General features: G+C 65.3%; 20 protein-coding genes. 19 read left to right on the forward strand and 1 reads right to left on the reverse strand.

All coding sequences use genetic code 11. From position 1 onward, the window contains the following. Window positions 1–8: 8 nt before the first annotated feature. The 19 genes from E8M84_RS14185 (at window position 9) to E8M84_RS14275 (ending at window position 15,301) form a co-directional block, all read left to right on the forward strand. On the forward strand, window positions 9–1,184 hold the full coding sequence (locus E8M84_RS14185; RefSeq protein ID WP_137111888.1) for a phage portal protein: 1,176 nt from the start codon (window positions 9–11) through the stop codon (window positions 1,182–1,184). After that, entirely contained in the window at window positions 1,181–1,426 is a 246-nt protein-coding gene (locus E8M84_RS14190; protein WP_137111889.1) for a hypothetical protein, read from the forward strand. Before E8M84_RS14185 ends, E8M84_RS14190 begins: the two co-directional genes overlap by 4 nt. Window positions 1,427–1,430: 4 nt before the next feature. Continuing rightward, complete coding sequence (locus tag E8M84_RS14195) at window positions 1,431–1,982, forward strand: HK97 family phage prohead protease (RefSeq protein WP_137111890.1); 552 nt, start codon at window positions 1,431–1,433, stop codon at window positions 1,980–1,982. Window positions 1,983–2,017: 35 nt separating this feature from the next. Beyond that, on the forward strand, window positions 2,018–3,226 hold the full coding sequence (locus tag E8M84_RS14200; RefSeq protein ID WP_137111891.1) for a phage major capsid protein: 1,209 nt from the start codon (window positions 2,018–2,020) through the stop codon (window positions 3,224–3,226). Window positions 3,227–3,307: 81 nt separating this feature from the next. After that, window positions 3,308–3,904, forward strand: a complete 597-nt coding sequence (locus E8M84_RS14205; RefSeq protein WP_137111892.1) for a head-tail connector protein — start codon at window positions 3,308–3,310, stop codon at window positions 3,902–3,904. Beyond that, on the forward strand, window positions 3,901–4,239 hold the full coding sequence (locus E8M84_RS14210) for a head-tail adaptor protein (protein ID WP_137111893.1): 339 nt from the start codon (window positions 3,901–3,903) through the stop codon (window positions 4,237–4,239). The genes E8M84_RS14205 and E8M84_RS14210 overlap by 4 nt, the downstream gene beginning before the upstream one ends. Next, on the forward strand, window positions 4,236–4,631 hold the full coding sequence (locus tag E8M84_RS14215) for a DUF3168 domain-containing protein (RefSeq protein ID WP_137111894.1): 396 nt from the start codon (window positions 4,236–4,238) through the stop codon (window positions 4,629–4,631). Before E8M84_RS14210 ends, E8M84_RS14215 begins: the two co-directional genes overlap by 4 nt. Before the next feature lie 34 nt (window positions 4,632–4,665). Continuing rightward, window positions 4,666–5,079, forward strand: a complete 414-nt coding sequence (locus tag E8M84_RS14220) for a phage major tail protein, TP901-1 family (protein WP_137111895.1) — start codon at window positions 4,666–4,668, stop codon at window positions 5,077–5,079. A gap of 1 nt (window position 5,080) precedes the next feature. Then, complete coding sequence (locus tag E8M84_RS14225; protein WP_137111896.1) at window positions 5,081–5,401, forward strand: gene transfer agent family protein; 321 nt, start codon at window positions 5,081–5,083, stop codon at window positions 5,399–5,401. Further along, complete coding sequence (locus E8M84_RS14230) at window positions 5,398–5,649, forward strand: rcc01693 family protein (protein ID WP_137111897.1); 252 nt, start codon at window positions 5,398–5,400, stop codon at window positions 5,647–5,649. The genes E8M84_RS14225 and E8M84_RS14230 overlap by 4 nt, the downstream gene beginning before the upstream one ends. Further along, window positions 5,606–6,256, forward strand: a complete 651-nt coding sequence (locus E8M84_RS14235; protein ID WP_137111898.1) for a phage tail tape measure protein — start codon at window positions 5,606–5,608, stop codon at window positions 6,254–6,256. The genes E8M84_RS14230 and E8M84_RS14235 overlap by 44 nt, the downstream gene beginning before the upstream one ends. Window positions 6,257–6,265: 9 nt before the next feature. Beyond that, window positions 6,266–6,898, forward strand: a complete 633-nt coding sequence (locus E8M84_RS14240) for a DUF2460 domain-containing protein (RefSeq protein WP_137111899.1) — start codon at window positions 6,266–6,268, stop codon at window positions 6,896–6,898. Continuing rightward, complete coding sequence (locus tag E8M84_RS14245) at window positions 6,895–7,791, forward strand: DUF2163 domain-containing protein (protein ID WP_137111900.1); 897 nt, start codon at window positions 6,895–6,897, stop codon at window positions 7,789–7,791. Before E8M84_RS14240 ends, E8M84_RS14245 begins: the two co-directional genes overlap by 4 nt. Beyond that, window positions 7,788–8,231: an NlpC/P60 family protein gene (locus tag E8M84_RS14250; RefSeq protein ID WP_137111901.1), complete on the forward strand. Its 444-nt coding sequence runs from the start codon at window positions 7,788–7,790 to the stop codon at window positions 8,229–8,231. The genes E8M84_RS14245 and E8M84_RS14250 overlap by 4 nt, the downstream gene beginning before the upstream one ends. Next, window positions 8,232–12,125 (forward strand): glycoside hydrolase TIM-barrel-like domain-containing protein, encoded by a 3,894-nt coding sequence (locus E8M84_RS14255; protein WP_137111902.1) that lies wholly within the window; start codon window positions 8,232–8,234, stop codon window positions 12,123–12,125. It begins immediately after the preceding gene. Between the two features lie 159 nt (window positions 12,126–12,284). Next, entirely contained in the window at window positions 12,285–13,091 is an 807-nt protein-coding gene (gene cysE / locus E8M84_RS14260) for a serine O-acetyltransferase (protein ID WP_137111903.1), read from the forward strand. Window positions 13,092–13,101: 10 nt separating this feature from the next. After that, window positions 13,102–13,740 (forward strand): lysophospholipid acyltransferase family protein, encoded by a 639-nt coding sequence (locus E8M84_RS14265; RefSeq protein WP_137111904.1) that lies wholly within the window; start codon window positions 13,102–13,104, stop codon window positions 13,738–13,740. Next, the gene (locus E8M84_RS14270; protein ID WP_137111905.1) at window positions 13,737–14,681 is read left to right on the forward strand and encodes a phosphatidate cytidylyltransferase; all 945 of its coding nucleotides are present in this window, start codon (window positions 13,737–13,739) and stop codon (window positions 14,679–14,681) included. Before E8M84_RS14265 ends, E8M84_RS14270 begins: the two co-directional genes overlap by 4 nt. Beyond that, window positions 14,678–15,301, forward strand: coding sequence for a CDP-alcohol phosphatidyltransferase family protein (locus E8M84_RS14275; protein ID WP_137111906.1), 624 nt, complete (start codon window positions 14,678–14,680; stop codon window positions 15,299–15,301). Before E8M84_RS14270 ends, E8M84_RS14275 begins: the two co-directional genes overlap by 4 nt. An 85-nt stretch (window positions 15,302–15,386) precedes the next feature. Here the strand turns inward: E8M84_RS14275 and E8M84_RS14280 are convergent, their stop codons facing one another. After that, window positions 15,387–16,700, reverse strand: a complete 1,314-nt coding sequence (locus E8M84_RS14280) for a pyruvate dehydrogenase complex dihydrolipoamide acetyltransferase (protein WP_137111907.1) — start codon at window positions 16,698–16,700, stop codon at window positions 15,387–15,389. Between the last annotated feature and the right edge of the window lie 4 nt (window positions 16,701–16,704).

Genomic DNA, 16,704 nt, shown 5'->3' on the forward strand with positions numbered 1-16,704 from the left:
AGCGCGAGATGTTCGATTTTCTGCGGAAGGCGCCGGTAGAGGCAGTTCCGGAACGCAAGGCCTCGGCCGTGGGTCGGGTGATCGCCTGGGGCAATGCGGGCCGCGTGGCCTGGAGCCCGCGTGATGTGTCTTCGCTGACAAGGACCGGCTTTCAGGGCAACTCGGTGGGGTTCCGCGTGGTGCGGCTGATCGCCGAGGCGGCGGCGGCACTGCCATTGGTCTGCCAGACGGTACAGCAGCGGTTCGACACGCATCCGGTGCTGGACCTGATCTCGCGTCCCAACGGCGCGCAGGGGAGGGCGGAGTTTCTGGAGGCGGTCTATGGCTACCTTCTGTTGGCCGGGAACGCCTATGTCGAGGCGGTGCCGGGGGTTTCGGCGGTGCCGGGCGAGCTGCATGTGCTGCGGTCGGACCGGATGAATCTGGTCCCCGGCGCGGATGGTTGGCCGGTGGCCTATGACTATACGGTCAGCGGGCGGACGCATCGGTACGATGTGACTGGTGAGTTGAGCCCGATCTGCCATCTGAAGACCTTCCACCCGCAGGACGACCACTACGGGTTCTCGCCGATGCAGGCGGCGGCGCTTGCGGTGGACGTGCACAACTCTGCGTCGGCCTGGTCGAAGGCGCTTTTGGACAATGCCGCTCGGCCTTCCGGGGCCATTGTCTACAAGGGCGCGGATGGGGCGGCTTCCTTGTCGTCGGATCAGTATGACCGGCTGGTCAGCGAGATGGAGGCCCACCATCAGGGGGCCCGCAATGCTGGCCGTCCGATGCTGCTGGAGGGCGGGCTGGACTGGAAGCCGATGGGGTTCAGCCCCAGCGACATGGAGTTCCAGAAAACCAAGGAAGCCGCCGCGCGGGAGATCGCGATTGCCTTCGGGGTGCCGCCGATGCTGCTGGGGATCCCCGGCGACGCGACCTACTCGAACTACCAGGAGGCCAACCGGGCGTTCTACCGGCTGACCGTGCTGCCTTTGGCGACCAAGGTGATGGCGGACCTCGCGCACTGGCTGTCGCGGTTCGCTGGGGAAGCGGTCGAACTGAAGCCCGACCTGGATCAGGTGCCGGCGCTGGCGGCGGAGCGTGACCAGCAATGGGCACGGGTCTCGGCCGCCGAATTCCTGACCGTCGACGAAAAGCGGATGCTGTTGGGTCTGCCGAAGCTGGCGGAGGAGGAATGACGGCGCGGCGGTCCGAAGGTGGATCGCGGTTCGTCTACGACAGTTTCGATGCGGCCGCGGCGCGGATCGAGGCGAACGAACGCGTCGCGAACGAGCGGTGGTCCGGCCTGGAATACCGGCTGGGGCTGATCGAGGCGACTCTGGAGCGGCTGGAGAAACGGATCTGGGTCGGCGTCTACGGTGTGGCGGCGTTCCTGTTGGCACAGATGGCCGAAGCGGTCATCCAGGCAGCAACGAGGTGAGGCTATGACGGAATACGGGGCTCCTGAACGGAAGTACCAGCAGGCCGAAACGGGTCTGGTGGTGACGGAGGGCCATGTGGTCGAGGGCTATGCCTCGCTGTTCGGCAAGACCGACCAGGGCGGCGACATCGTGCAGAAGGGCGCCTATGCGGCCAGCCTGAAGCGGCTGGGTGCGCGGGGTGGGCGGGTGAAGATGCTGTGGCAGCATGACCCTGGCCAGCCCATCGGCGTCTGGGACGAGGTGCGCGAGGATGCCACGGGCCTGTGGGTCAAGGGGCGCATCCTGACCGAGGTGGAAAAGGGCCGCGAGGTGGCGGCGCTGGTCCAGGCGGGGGCCATCGACGGGCTGTCCATCGGCTACCGCACGGTCAAGGCGGAACGCGACGGCAAGGGCAAGCGCCTGTTGTCGGAGCTGGAGCTTTGGGAGGTGTCGCTCGTGACCTTCCCGATGCTTCCCGAGGCGCGGGTCGCGGCCAAGGCGGATGCCCTGGACGGTGACTGGCGCGACATGGCGGCGGTCTTCGAGGACGCGCGCCGCAGTCTGGCCGGGCAATAGCGCGGCGTCCCACTGGCAGGAAGAAGGATACGGACATGACCGAGACGAAGGCTCGGGCCGGGGAAGGTTTGCCCATGGCCCAAATTGAAAGCCGGACGCCGGCCGCGGAGGCGAAGGCCGCCATGGCCGGGTTCCTGAAAGAATTCAGCACCTTTCAGGACGAAGTGAAATCCACGCTGAAACATCAGGAAGAGCGACTGACCATGCTGAACGCAAAGACGATGTCCTATGGCCGCCCGGCGCTTTCGGCCCGCGCGGAGGTTGAAGCCCCGCATCAGAAGGCGTTCAACGCCTATCTGCGGTCGGGCGATGACGATGGCCTGCGCAGCCTGACCCTGGAAGGCAAGGCGATGTCGACCGCCGTGGCCGCCGATGGTGGCTATCTGGTCGATCCGCAGACCTCGGAGCGCATCCAGTCGCTTCTGCTGTCGACCTCGTCGCTGCGGTCGATCGCCAACGTCGTGCAGGTCGAGGCGACCTCGTTCGACGTGATCGTCGACCGGTCGGAAGTGGGTTCGGGCTGGGCCACGGAAGCCGCGGCCACCACCGAGACTGCGACCCCGGTGATCGAGCGCATCTCGATCAAGCTGCACGAGCTGGCGGCGATGCCGAAAGCCTCGCAGCGCCTGCTGGACGACAGCGCATTCGACGTCGAAGGCTGGCTGGCCGAGAAGATCGCCACCCGCTTCATCCGCGCCGAAGCTGCTGCCTTCATCAACGGCGACGGCGTGGACAAGCCGCGCGGCATTCTGCTGCCCACCAAGGTGGCGGACGCGACCTGGACCTGGGGGAACATCGGCTACATCCCCACGGGGGCCGCGTCTGACTTCGCTGCGACCGACCCGGCGGACTGCATCGTCAACCTGGTCTACGCGCTGGGCGCGGACTACCGGGCGAACGGCACCTTCGTGATGAACTCGAAGACCGTGGGTGCGGTGCGCAAGATGAAGGATGCCGACGGCCGCTTCCTGTGGTCGGACGGTCTGGCCGCGGGCGAGCCTTCGCGTCTGATGGGCTATCCGGTTGTGGTGTCCGAGGACATGCCGGATGTGGCGGCCAACGCCTATCCGATCGCCTTCGGCGACTTCCGCTCGGCCTATACCATCGCGGAACGCCCGGACCTGCGCATCCTGCGCGACCCGTTCTCGGCCAAGCCGAACGTCCTGTTCTACGCCAACAAGCGTGTGGGCGGCGAAATCACCGACTTTGCGGCGATCAAGCTGCTGAAAGTCGCCGTGTCGTAATGACCCTGGCCCGGTCCCCGCGTGGGGGCCGGGCCGCACCTGCCGAAAGGCAATGACCCGGCCGCTGGCGGAGATCAGATCATGATGTTGACGGAAGTGACCCCGGTGCCTTCGCTGGCCCTGCCGGTGGAAGAGATGAAGGACCATCTGCGGATGGGGTCCGGCTTTGCCGATGACGGGCTGCAGGACGGGTTGATCGACGCCTATCTTCGCGCGGCCACGGCGGCCATCGAGGGGCGGATCGGCAAGATGCTATTTCAGCGCCGGTTCCTGTGGGTGCTGGAGTGCTGGCGGGACGAGGAGCAGGCGCTGCCAGTCTCTCCGGTGAGCGGGATCGTCAGCGTCACGCTGGTCGATGCGGCCGGAGGCGAGGTCCTGGTTCCGGCGACGGCTTACCGGCTGATCACCGACCTGCACCGGCCCCGTCTGGCGGGCAAGGGCACCAGCCTGCCGACGATCCCCAGCGAGGGGTTGGTGAAAATCGTTTTCGACGCGGGCTTTGGTGCGGCCTGGACCGATGTTCCGGTGGACCTGCGGCAGGCGGTTCTGCTTTTGGCCGGGGAATACTATGAACACCGCCACGACGACGGCGCGCAGACTGCCGGGCTGCCATTCGGGGTCGTGACCCTGATCGAGCGCTGGCGGACCGTCCGCATCCTGGGCGGGGGCAAGAAATGAACGCCCCCCATCTGAACCGGGCGCTGGTGCTGGAGGCGGTTGTGCGCACTCCGGACGGCGCGGGCGGCTTCACCGAGGCCTGGGTGGTCCAAGGCACGCTTTGGGCCGAGGTTCTGCCCGGGTCGGGCGGTGACACGCTGGGCGAGGAACGGCTTTTGTCGGCGGTGCCTTACCGGATTACGGTCCGGGGTGCTCCGGTCGGGTCGGGGTCGCGTCCGAAGGCCGGGCAGCGGTTCCGCGAAGGATCGCGGCTGTTCCTGATCCAGGCAGTGACGGAGCGCGACCAATTCGGCCGCCTTCTGACCTGTTTCTCCCGTGAGGAGGTGCCGAAATGAGCTACGGTGCAGCGCCCGCCCTGCAGACGGCGGTGTTCCAGCGTCTGTCGGCCTGGCCCGCGCTGGCGGGTGTGTCGATCTTCGACGCCGTGCCGCCAAATGCGACGGGGACCTTCGTGCTGATCGGCCCGGAAGAGGCGCGCGACCAGTCCGACAAGTCGGGCGCGGGGGCCGAGCATCAGATGGTGATCAGCGTGATCACCGATGCCACGGGCTTCCTGTCGATCAAGACCATCGCGGCCGACATCTCGGACGCGCTGATCGGCGCGCCCTTGGTGCTGTCGCGGGGCACCCTGATCAACCTTCTGTTCCTGCGGGCCAATGCCCGGCGGATCGAAGAGGGCGAAACGCGACGGATCGACCTTACTTTCCGGGCGCGGATCCAACTCTGACGCCCCTAAGCAACCTATCTAACGGAGAGCGAACATGGCTGTGCAAAGCGGCAAGGATCTGCTGATCAAGATCGACCAGACCGGGGACGGCCAGTTCGTCACCATTGCGGGACTGCGGGCGACGCGGATCAGCTTCAACACGGAATCGGTGGACGTCACCAGCCTGGAAAGCCAGGGCGGCTGGCGCGAGCTGCTGGCGGGCGCAGGCGTGAAGTCGGCGGCGATTTCGGGTTCGGGCGTGTTCCGGGACGAGAACACCGACGAGCGCGCGCGCCAGGTGTTCTTCAACGGCGAGATTCCGGATTTCCAGGTGGTGATCCCGAGCTTTGGCATCATCGAAGGGCCGTTCCAGATCACGTCCATCGAATACTCGGGCAGCCACAATGACGAGGCGAGCTACGAGATGTCGATGGCCTCGGCGGGCCTCTTGACCTTCACGGCGCTTTGACATGGCGAACCCCTGGACGGGCGAGGTTGCCATTGTCCTCGATGGTCAGCGCCATCTGGCGAAGCTGACGCTGGGGGCTTTGGCCGAGCTGGAAGAGGCGCTGGAGACGGGGTCGCTGCTGGACCTCGTGCAGCGGTTCGAGGAGCGGCGGTTCTCGACGCGCGACGTGCTGGCGCTGATCGTCGCGGGTCTACGCGGCGGCGGCTGGAACGGCACGGCGGCGGACCTGCTACGGGTCGAGATCGGCGGCGGGCCGGTCGAGGCGGCGCGGGCGGCGGCGGGACTTCTGGCGCGGGCCTTCGCGCTGCCGGGCGAGACATGAGCACCCCAGGCGCAGGGATCGACTGGAAGGGGCTGATGCAGGCGGGCCTGCACGGGCTTGGGATGCAACCTGCCGAGTTCTGGCGGCTTACGCCGGTCGAGCTGAAGATCATGCTGGGGCGGGAGGGACTGGTCCCGCCCCTGACACGCGCGCGGCTGGCGGAACTGGCGGCGGCGTTTCCCGATGTGAGGAAGGATCAGGACGATGGCGGATATCGGAACGATGCAGGAGCAGCTTCAGGCACTTGAGGCGCAGCTGGGGTCCTCTGTGTCGATGGTGGCTGCGTTCGATGGCGAGCTTTCCCGCATGCGGGAGACGATGCTTTTCACGGGGCGCGAAGTGAACACGCTGTCGACCGGGATCAGCGGGGGTCTGAGGAAGGCCTTCGACGGGCTGATCTTCGACGGGATGAAGCTTAACGACGCGCTGAAGACAGTAGCGAGCACGATCGTGGATTCGGTCTATTCGATTGCGATCAAGCCGGTGACGGGTGCGCTGGGCGGCCTGCTGGCGCAAGGCGTTTCCGGAGTTTTGGGCGCGGGGATGCCCTTTGCCAACGGCGGCGCGTTCAGCCAGGGCATGGTGATGCCCTTTGCCCGGGGCGGCGTCGTGTCCGCTCCCACCGGGTTCCCTATGCGGGGCGGGATGGGGTTGATGGGCGAGGCGGGGCCGGAAGCAATCATGCCGTTGGCCCGAGGCCCGGACGGTCGGCTTGGGGTCCAGGTGGCCGGCGGCAAGTCGGTAAACGTGGTGATGAACATCACGACGCCGGACGTCCAGGGGTTCCAGCGCAGCCAGTCCCAGGTGGCCGCCCAGGTCAGTCGCGCGCTGTCGCGCGGTCAGCGCAATCGGTGAGGAAGAGACATGGCCTTTCATGAAATAAGGTTTCCCGCAAACCTGAGCTTTGGCTCGGTTGGCGGACCGGAGCGTCGGACCGAAATCGTCACGCTTGCGAACGGGTTCGAAGAACGTAACACGCCCTGGCAGCATTCGCGCAGGCGGTATGACGCGGGCGTGGGGTTACGGTCCCTGAATGATGTCGAGACGTTGATCTCGTTCTTTGAAGCCAGGGCCGGGCAGTTGCATGGCTTTCGCTGGAAGGACTGGTCTGACTACAAGTCCTGCGCTCCGCTGTCGACGCCTGCCCCGGAAGATCAGTTGATCGGGAATGGGGATGGGGTGACGACGGTCTTCCAGCTGCAGAAAACCTATTTGTCCGGTCTGCAAAGCTATACCCGGCCCATCTGCAAGCCAGTGGCAGGAACGGTCGTCGTGGCCATTGCCGGAGACCAGAAGGTCGAGAGCCTGGAGTTCTCGGTCAACCTGGAGACCGGGGAAATCACCTTCGTCCTGCCACCGGACCTGGGGACCAGAGTCACGGCAGGATTCGAGTTCGACGTGCCCGTGCGGTTTGATGCGGACGTGATCCAGACATCGGTTGCGTCGTTCCAGGCGGGCGAAGTGCCGACCGTTCCGGTGGTGGAGATCAGGCTATGACGCGGGAGGCACTGCTTGAGCATCTGGCGACCGGTGCGACGACTGTGTGTCGGGCCTGGACGGTCACCCGTCGTGACGGTGAGGTGCTGGGGTTCACGGATCACGACCTGGAGATCGTGGTCGATGGGGTGGTCTGCCGGGCTGATACCGGGATGACCGCGAGGGTCCTGAACCAGACCACCGGCCTGTCGGTCGACAATACCGAAGCCTTTGGCGCACTGAGCGCAAGTTCGATCACCGAGGCGGATCTTCTGGCTGGGCGGTTCGACGGCGCGGAAGTCCGGGCCTTTCTGGTCAATTGGCAGACCCCGGAAGATTTCATCGAACAGTTCCGGGGTTATCTGGGGGAAGTGTCGCGGTCCGGCGGGGCGTTCAAGGCCGAGTTGCGTGGCCTGAGCGAACGGCTGAACCGGCCGCACGGGATGGCCTATACTCCAGGCTGTTCGGCGGTGCTGGGCGACAATCGCTGCAGGTTCGACCTGGAACAGCCCGGGTACTTTGCCGTTGCCACGGTGGATGAGGCAGATGAGGGACGCGGCTTCGTCCTGACCGGAGCTGCCGGGTTTGACGAACGCTGGTTCGAGAGCGGGCGTTTCGAGGTCTTGACCGGAGCTGCTGCGGGTCTGTTCGGCGTGGTCAAGAATGATCGGATCGAAGGGGGCAAGCGGATCGTTGACCTCTGGCAGTCGATTGGCGCCGAGGTCGCCCCAGGAGATTCGGTGCGGGTGACGGCGGGATGCGACAAGACACCGGCCATGTGTCGGGCAAAGTTCGCCAATTTCCTGAATTTCCGTGGATTTCCGCATATTCCCGGCGAAGACTGGCTGGCCTCGTACCCGGTGCCCGATCGCGCTTCTGGCGGCGTTTCACGCGTGGGCGGGACTGGCTCATGACCATTGCCGAAGGGGTCTTGATCGAGGCGCGGGAGTGGATCGGCACCCCCTACCTGCATCAGGCCAGCGTCAAGGGAGTCGGGACGGATTGCCTCGGCCTGCTGCGCGGGATCTGGCGAGCGCAATATGGCGCAGAACCGGAAGCGGTGCCGCCCTATACCGAGGACTGGGCCGAGCCGGATCATCGCGAGGTGCTGCTGGAGTCTGCCTGCCGGTGGCTGACGATCAAGGAGCTTGCCCAAGTTGCTGTCGGCGACGTGCTGCTGTTTCGCATGCGGGACGGCAGCATCGCCAAGCATCTTGGCGTGCAGTCCCGGATCGGAACGCACCCGCAGTTCATCCATGCCTATACGGGCCACGGTGTGATCGAGAGTTCACTTTCGAGCCCCTGGCAGCGCCGGATTGCGGCGCGGTTTTGTTTTCCAGAAGGAGCCAGATGAATGGCGACGCTGCTTCTCTCTGCCGCAGGCGCGGCGCTGGGTGCCGGTTTCGGCGGGACGGTGCTCGGCCTGTCCGGCGCGGTCATCGGGCGAGCGATCGGAGCAACCATCGGTCGGGCAATCGATCAGCGGGTGCTTGGTGCAGGCTCGGAGCCTGTCGACATCGGTCGGATCGAGCGGCTGCGTCTGACGGGTGCCGGAGAAGGCGCAGCGATTGGCCAGATCTGGGGCCGGATGCGGGTCGCCGGGCAGGTGATCTGGGCCACGAACTTCGTGGAGTCGGTGCGTCGGCGCAGGACTGGCAAGGGAGCTCCAAAACCAAAGATCAACGAGTACAGCTATTCGGTCAGCCTCGCGATTGCGCTGTGCGAAGGCGAAATCCTGCGTGTCGGACGGATCTGGGCGGACGGGAACGAGATTTCGGCGCAGGACCTGAACATTCGCGTGTACACGGGCAGCGAGACGCAACTTCCCGACCCATTGCTTGAGGCGATCGAAGGCAATGGTCGGGCACCTGCCTATCGCGGGCTGGCCTATGTCGTAATCGAGGACCTGGAATTGACGCCCTATGGGAATCGGGTTCCGCAGTTCAGTTTCGAAGTAGTGCGCGCAGCCCAAGGCCCGGCGGTAGAACCGTCCGAGACGCTTGACCAGGTGGTGCGCGGGGTGGCCTTGATCCCGGGAACGGGCGAGTACGGACTGGCAGTGACGCCGGTTCACTACGCAGAGGGCCTTGGACGCAACCGGTCGGCGAACGTCCATTCGCCCTCTGGCAAGACGGACTTTGCGACAAGCCTGGATCAGTTGAACGAAGAGCTGCCGAATGCCGGTTCGGTGTCTCTGGTCGTTTCGTGGTTCGGCGACGACTTGCGCTGCGCCTCCTGCACCATCCGGCCGAAGGTCGAGCAGAATCTTCTGGATGGTGTCGGAATGCCCTGGCGGTCGGGCGGGATCAGCCGCGCCTCTGCCCTTGAGGTCCCGAAGATCGCGGGAGAATCGATCTACGGCGGGACACCGTCTGACGCGTCGGTGATCGAGGCGATCCGTGCGATGCGGGACGCGGGCAAGGACGTGATGTTCTATCCGTTCATCCTCATGGATCAGATTGCCGGAAACACCCTCCCCGATCCTTGGTCAGCCGCAGTCACCCAGCCGGCGCTGCCGTGGCGGGGCAGGGTGACCCTGTCAACCGCCCCCGGTCGACCGGGCACGCCGGACCGCACGGCCGCGGCAACAGCTGAAGTCGCGTCGTTCTTCGGGACCGCCCAGCCCGGAGATTTCGCAGTCACTGGCGAAATCATCTCCTATTCCGGTCCGGACGAGTGGGGCTTCCGGCGGTTCATTCTGCATTATGCCCATCTTTGTGCCGTCGCCGGTGGGGTGGAATCCTTCTGCATCGGCTCGGAAATGCGCGCGCTGACCCTGATCCGCGGTGCCGGTGACGTCTTCCCGGCCGTTGCGGCCCTGAAATCCCTTGCCGCAGATGTCCGCATGATCCTCGGGCCATCCACCAAGATCAGCTATGCTGCGGATTGGTCGGAATATTTCGGCCATCAGGCGGACGGAAACCTCTATTTCCACCTGGACCCGCTTTGGGCCGATCCGAACATCGACTTCATCGGGATCGACAATTACATGCCCGTCTCCGACTGGCGCGACGGCGAGGATCACGCTGACGCCTCTTTCGGGTCGATCTACAGCCTGGACTATCTTCGGGCCAACATCGGCGGTGGCGAGGGCTTCGACTGGTACTACGACGGGTCCGAGGGGGCTCTGGCGCAGCGTCGCCTGCCGATCACCGACGACGCCTATGAGGAGCCCTGGGTCTTTCGCTACAAGGATATCCGGTCCTGGTGGTCGAACCTGCACCATGAGCGACTGAACGGTGTGCGCGCCTCGGCTCCTACCGCGTGGGCACCGCAATCGAAGCCAATCCGATTCACGGAATATGGCTGCGCGGCGGTCGACAAGGGCACCAATCAGCCGAACAAGTTCGTGGATGCAAAGTCGTCGGAATCCGGGCTGCCCCTCTGGTCCAACGGTCGGCGGGATGACCTGATCCAGATGCAATACCTGCTTGCCACGGCCTCCTTCTGGTCGGAGGTCGCGAACAACCCGATCTCTTCTGTCTACGCGGGTCCGATGGTCGACATGGTCCATGCCTACGCCTGGGCCTGGGACGCCCGACCTTTCCCGGAGTTTCCAGGGCAGACGGACGTCTGGACTGACGGCGAGAACTATGCCCGCGGACATTGGCTGAACGGCCGGGCTTCGAACCAGCCGTTGGCTTCGGTCCTAAGCGAGATCTGCTACCGATCCGGCGTCGAAGGGATCGACGTCCGATCCTTGTTCGGACTGGTTCGCGGCTATCAACAGGCCGACCTCACGACGGCCCGCGCTACGCTGCAGCCCCTGATGCTGGCTTTCGGGTTTGATGCGCTCGAACGGGAAGGCAAACTTGTCTTCCGGACCCGGGATGCGAAGGTGCAGGCAAGTATTGGCGTCGACGATCTTGCACTGTCGCCTGACGTCGATGGCAGCATCGAGGCAACCCGCCTGGCCGATACCGAAACGGCAGGCACAATCCGCCTTGATTTCGTGGATGCCCAGTCCAGTTACGAGGTTCGGGCCGTCGAGACGCGCTATCCCGATGAAGAAGCGCTTAGCGTTTCACAGACCGATCTTCCGCTTGCGCTGACGCGCTTTGAAGGCCTGTCCGCTGTCGAGCGCTGGATGACCGAAGCGCGCGTCGCCCGTGACACGATCCGCCTTGCCTTGCCCAAATCACGTCTGTCGATCGGCGCAGGGGACGTCATCGGCTACGAAGGTCGTCGGTTCCGGGTCGATCGTGTCGAACAGGCCGAAGGTCAGATCCTTGAGGCAGTTCGCGTCGAACCCGGCGTCTATCTGCCTTCGGATCGCATCGAGGACACGATTTCGGTCCGCGAGTTCACGGCTCCGGTTCCGGTCGTTCCAGTGTTCCTGGACCTTCCGTTGCTGACCGGGGAAGAGGTTCCGCACGCGCCGCATATCGCCGTCGCCGCGCAGCCGTGGCCCGGCACGGTTGCCGTCTGGTCCTCGGCTGAAGACGCGGGTTACGAGATCAACCGGCTTGTCGCGGCCTCCGCTGTCATCGGCGTGACCGAGTCTCCCTTGTCCGCGCATCGTCCAGGGGTTTGGGACAACGGACCGCCGCTTCGGGTCAAGCTGGTGAACGGAGAACTGACCTCGGCAAGTGCAGTGTCGGTCTTGAACGGCGCCAACGCGATGGCCATTGGGGATGGCAGCGGTGCGAACTGGGAAGTCTTTCAGTTCAGGGATGCCCAACTGGTGGCCCCGGACACATATGAACTCGGCGGTCGTCTGCGGGGGCAGCTGGGAACAGACGGGGTGATGCCTGACACCTGGCCGGTAGGAAGCACGGTCGTTCTGCTTGATCTGGCTCTGCTGCAGATCGACCTTGCTGCCTCTGCACGCGGTCTTGCCCGCCATTACCGAGTGGGGGCAGCAGCGCGCGGCTACGACGATGTGAACTCTGTGCTGCGGATCGAAGCGTTCGACGGCATCGGACTGCGGCCCTATCCGGTCGCGCATCTGCGCGCCGAAGTCACGTCCGGGGATGTCATCTGCACCTGGACCCGCAGGACGCGCGTCGATGGCGACAGCTGGCAGTCGACCGAAGTGCCCTTGGGCGAAACGACCGAGGCCTATCGCGTGCGGATCATCCAAGGGACGACAGTCATGGCGGACTACGCGGCCAGCCAGCCGACTTTCACCTATACCGCCGCCATGCAGACGGCGGATACGGTGTCTGGTCCGTTCCAGATCGCCGTCGCGCAAGTCTCCGAAAGCTTTGGACCCGGACCGTTCCGAAGGATTGACATCGCTGGCTAGGGCGCTGGCGCAACTCGTCGCGGACTCTGCTTTACCCGCCACGCACCAACCGCTGACACCGGTTTTCCTCATCACCGGACGTGATGAGGCAACCCACAGAAATGCGTCTCGCCTGTCGCGACCGATGTGGTATGAATGACCCACAGACGGAGACGTGACATGCTTGAAACCAAACTGAAAGTGACTGCGGTTGATCCGGTATGGCGGCGCGTCTGCGAAGAGGCGGTCGAAGCCATTCGCAATGAACCACTGCTTGGCGGGTTGATCCATTCCGGGTTGCTGCACCACTCTTCGCTGGAACGTGCTCTCGCTTACCGGTTCTCGATGAAACTGGCCTCTGGCGAAATGAGCGAGCAGATCCTGCGCGAGATTGCCGATCAGGCCTATGATGCAGCCCCCGAGATCGGCGCAGCAGCGCGTTCGGACCTGATGGCTGTCTACGAACGCGACCCGGCCTGCCACCGCTTCCTGCAGCCGCTTCTGTTCTTCAAGGGCTACCAGGCGGTCCAGGCCTACCGGATCGGCCACTGGCTCTGGCAGGCCGGTCGCATCGACCTGGCCTACTTCGTCCAGATGCGGGTGTCCGAAGTCTTCGGGGTCGACATCCACCCCGCCGCCCGCGTCGGGAAGGGGATCATGATCGACCACGCTCATTCCATCGTGATCGGTGAAACCGCGGTCGTCGGTGACAACGTCTCCATGCTGCACTCCGTCACCCTGGGCGGCACCGGCAAGGAAGACGGCGACCGGCACCCGAAGATCGGCGACGGTGTCCTGATCGGGGCAGGGGCCAAGGTCCTTGGCAACATCCATGTCGGGCACTGCTCTCGGATCGCGGCGGGCTCGGTGGTGCTGGAAGACGTGCCGCATAACACGACCGTCGCAGGAGTCCCCGCACGGGTTGTCGGCAAGGCTGGCTGCGCGCAGCCCGCGCTGACGATGGACCAGCTTCTGAAGGCGGAATGACCTACCGTTGATGACCATGTTGCGCAGCTTCGCCGCCCGGGCAACCGGGCTGGCGATTTCAACCTTTGCCCGCTTCATGACCGCCCCCCGCGCCCTCTGGCAGGGGATCGAGCCCGTTCCGCACCAGCGCGTCTACTTTGCCAATCACAGCTCGAACGGCGACTTCGTCCTCCTGTGGACCGCGCTCCCGACGCCTCTCCGCCGCCAGACCCGCCCCGTTGCGGCCCTCGACTACTGGCTCACGTCCCCCCTCCGCGCCTTTATCGGGCGTGAGGTCTTCAACGCCGTCCTCATCGACCGCCGCCCCGAAGCGCGGACCGAGGATCCGGTGGCCCAGATGGTCGCGGCGCTCGACCAGGGTTCTTCTCTCATCATCTTTCCCGAAGGCCAGCGCAACAGCACGGACGCAGCCCTTCTCCCCTTCAAGTCCGGCCTTTACCACCTTGCCAAGGCGCGGCCACAAGTCGACCTTGTCCCGGTCTGGATCGCCAACCTCAACCGCGTGATGCCCAAGGGTGAAATCATCCCCGTGCCCCTGATCTGCACCATCGCCTTTGGCGCGCCGCTCCACGTCGAACCCGACGAGACCCAGGACGCCTTCCTCGCCCGCGCCACCCAGGCGCTCCTCGCGCTGAAGGCTCCGGCATGACCTCGCCGCATCTCCTTTGGCTCCTTGCAGGCGTCGGCACGATCCTCGTCCTCGCCTCGGTGATTGGCGAAATACTCCGCGCCCGCCTGTCCCCCGCAGGCGAAAACCCCGTCATCGAGAACTTGAACGCCCGCATAAACGCCTGGTGGGTGATGGTGATCTGCCTCGCGCTCGCCTTCATCGCGGGCAAGCCCGGCGTCGTCCTCCTCTTCGCGCTCTGCTCCTTCGCCGGACTGCGCGAATTCCTCACCCTCACCACCCACAACCGCGCCGATCACTGGTCGCTCGTTGCCTGCTTCTTCCTGATCCTGCCCCTGCAATACTGGTTCCTCGCGACTGACTGGTACGGGATGTATTCGATCTTCATCCCGGTCTATGCCTTCCTCCTCCTCCCCGTCACCTCCGCCCTCCGCGGCTCCACTAAAGACTTCCTGATCCGCGTGTCTGAAACGCAATGGGCGCTGATGATCTGCGTCTACTGCGCCAGCCACGTCCCGGCGCTCCTTTACCTCCAGATCCCCGGGTTCGAGGGCCGCAACGTCATCCTCATCGCCTACCTGATCTTCGTCGTGCAGCTTTCGGACGTGTTGCAGTACGTCTGGGGCAAGCTGATCGGCCGCACCAAGGTTGCCCCCAGCCTCTCGCCCTCCAAGACCTGGGAGGGCCTGATCGGCGGCACCCTCTCCGCCACCGCCATCGGCACCGCGCTGTACTGGATGACGCCTTTTTCCCCACTTGAGGCCGCCGGAATGTGCCTCCTTATCACCCTGATGGGCTTTTTCGGCGGCCTCGTGATGTCGGCGATCAAGCGTGACCGGGGCATCAAGGACTGGGGCCACCTCATTGCCGGGCACGGTGGCTTCCTCGACCGGCTCGACTCTGTCATCTTCGCCGCGCCGATCTTCTTCCACGTCACCCGCTGGGTTTGGTCCACGACATGAGTGACGAAAACCGCCGCCCCCTCACCTCGCGCAATTCCGCCTGGGCCGCGCGGCTCGCAAGCTGGGCCGTCGCCAAAGGGATCACGCCCAACCAGATCAGCCGGGCCTCGATGGGTTTCGCGGCCCTGGGCTTCCTCCTCTACTGGCTCTCCACCACCGGCGGATTCCTGCAGTTCCTCGCGCTTCTCCTCGCCGCCGTCACACACCAGGCCCGCCTTGTCTGCAACCTCATCGACGGCATGGTCGCGATCGAAGGGGGCAAGGGCGCCAAGGACGGCCCGTTCTGGAACGAGGCGCCGGACCGCGTCTCCGACCTCCTTTTCTTCGCTGGCGCCGGCCTTGCCGCAGGCAACCCGGCCTTGGGCCTCCTCGCCGCCGCCCTCGCCATCGCCACCGCCTATGTCCGAGAACTCGGTCGGGCCGAAGGCTTCCCACCCGACTTCTCCGGCCCCCTCGCCAAGCCGCAACGCATGGCCGTCCTCACCGCAGGTACCATCCTCGCTGCCCTCTACGCGACTGAATGGACCCTGACGCTCACTCTTTGGATCATGGCCCTTGGCACCGCCGCCACCATGGTCCGTCGGTCCTGGACGCTGATCGAACGCCTGAAGGCGCGCTAAGAAAAACGGGGGACCGAAGCCCCCCATTTTCTGTCCACAAATATCCCACGGGGGTGCGGGGGTGTGAAACCCCCCCTCCGCCAGGTCAAGCCAGCATCACCATCGGGTTTTCCAGCGCCTCGATCACGGCCTTCAGGAACTCTGCCCCCAGGGCCCCGTCGATCACCCGGTGATCCACCGACAGCGTCATCGACATGACCGTCGCCACCCCGATGGTCCCGTCCGCCATGACCACCGGCTTCTTGATCCCCGCGCCCACGGCCAGGATCGACCCATGCGGCGGGTTGATGACCGCGTCGAAGTTCTCGATCCCCATCATGCCCAGGTTCGAAATCGCGAACGACCCGCCCTGGTACTCATGCGGCGCCAGCTTCTTGGTCTTCGCGCGCGTCGCCAGGTCCTTCATCTCCGCCGACAGGGCTGACAGCGACTTCTTCTCCGCATCGCGCAGGACCGGCGTGAACAGCCCGCCCTCCACCGCGACAGCCACCGCCACGTCCGACGGCTTCAGCCGCAGCATCCGGTCGCCGGCCCAGACCGTGTTCGCCGCCGGCACCGCTTGCAGCGCCATGGCACAGGCCTTGATAATGAAGTCGTTGACCGACAGCTTCACCCCCCGGCCTTCCAGCTGCTTGTTCAGCGTCTCGCGGAACGCCATCAGCGCGTCCAGCTTCACGTCCCGCCGCAGGTAGAAGTGCGGGATGGTCTGCTTGGCCTCGGTCAGCCGCGCCGCCACGGTGCGCCGCATCCCGTCCAGCGCCACTTCCTCGAAGGGCCGGTCGGCATACATCTTCAGCACCGTTTCCGCCGCCATGCCGGTCGGCATTCCGCCAGCCGGTTTCGCCGGGGCAGGGGCCGCCGCTTTCGGAGCCTCCGCGACCACTGCCGCCACGGGCTTCGCCGCCCCCGGCTGCGCGCCTTCGACATCCGCCCGCACGATCCGGCCATGCGGACCCGAGCCCTTCACGGCTGTCAGGTCCAGACCCTTTTCCTTGGCAATCCGCCGTGCCAGGGGCGAGGCGAACACCCGCGCACCGCCCGACGCCGCCACCGAAGCGGTCGCAGGAGCAGCCGCCGGGGCAGGGGCAGCAACCGCAGCAGCAGGGGCTGCCGCTGGAGCCGCCGCAGGCTTCGCAACCGCCGCAGACGCATCCTCGCCCTCGTCCAGCAGCACCGCGATAGGAGTGTTCACTTTCACCCCCGCCGTGCCCTCCGCGATCAGGATCTTGCCGACGGTCCCTTCATCGACCGCCTCGAACTCCATCGTCGCCTTGTCGGTCTCGATCTCGGCCAGGATCTGGCCCGACTTGACCACATCCCCTTCCTTCACCAGCCACTTGGCAAGCGTCCCCTCTTCCATCGTCGGGGACAGCGCAGGCATCAGAATTTCGGTCGCCATGGCT

It is taken from the genome of Rhodobacter sp. SY28-1, from assembly GCF_005222785.1.
Lineage (GTDB): Bacteria > Pseudomonadota > Alphaproteobacteria > Rhodobacterales > Rhodobacteraceae > Tabrizicola.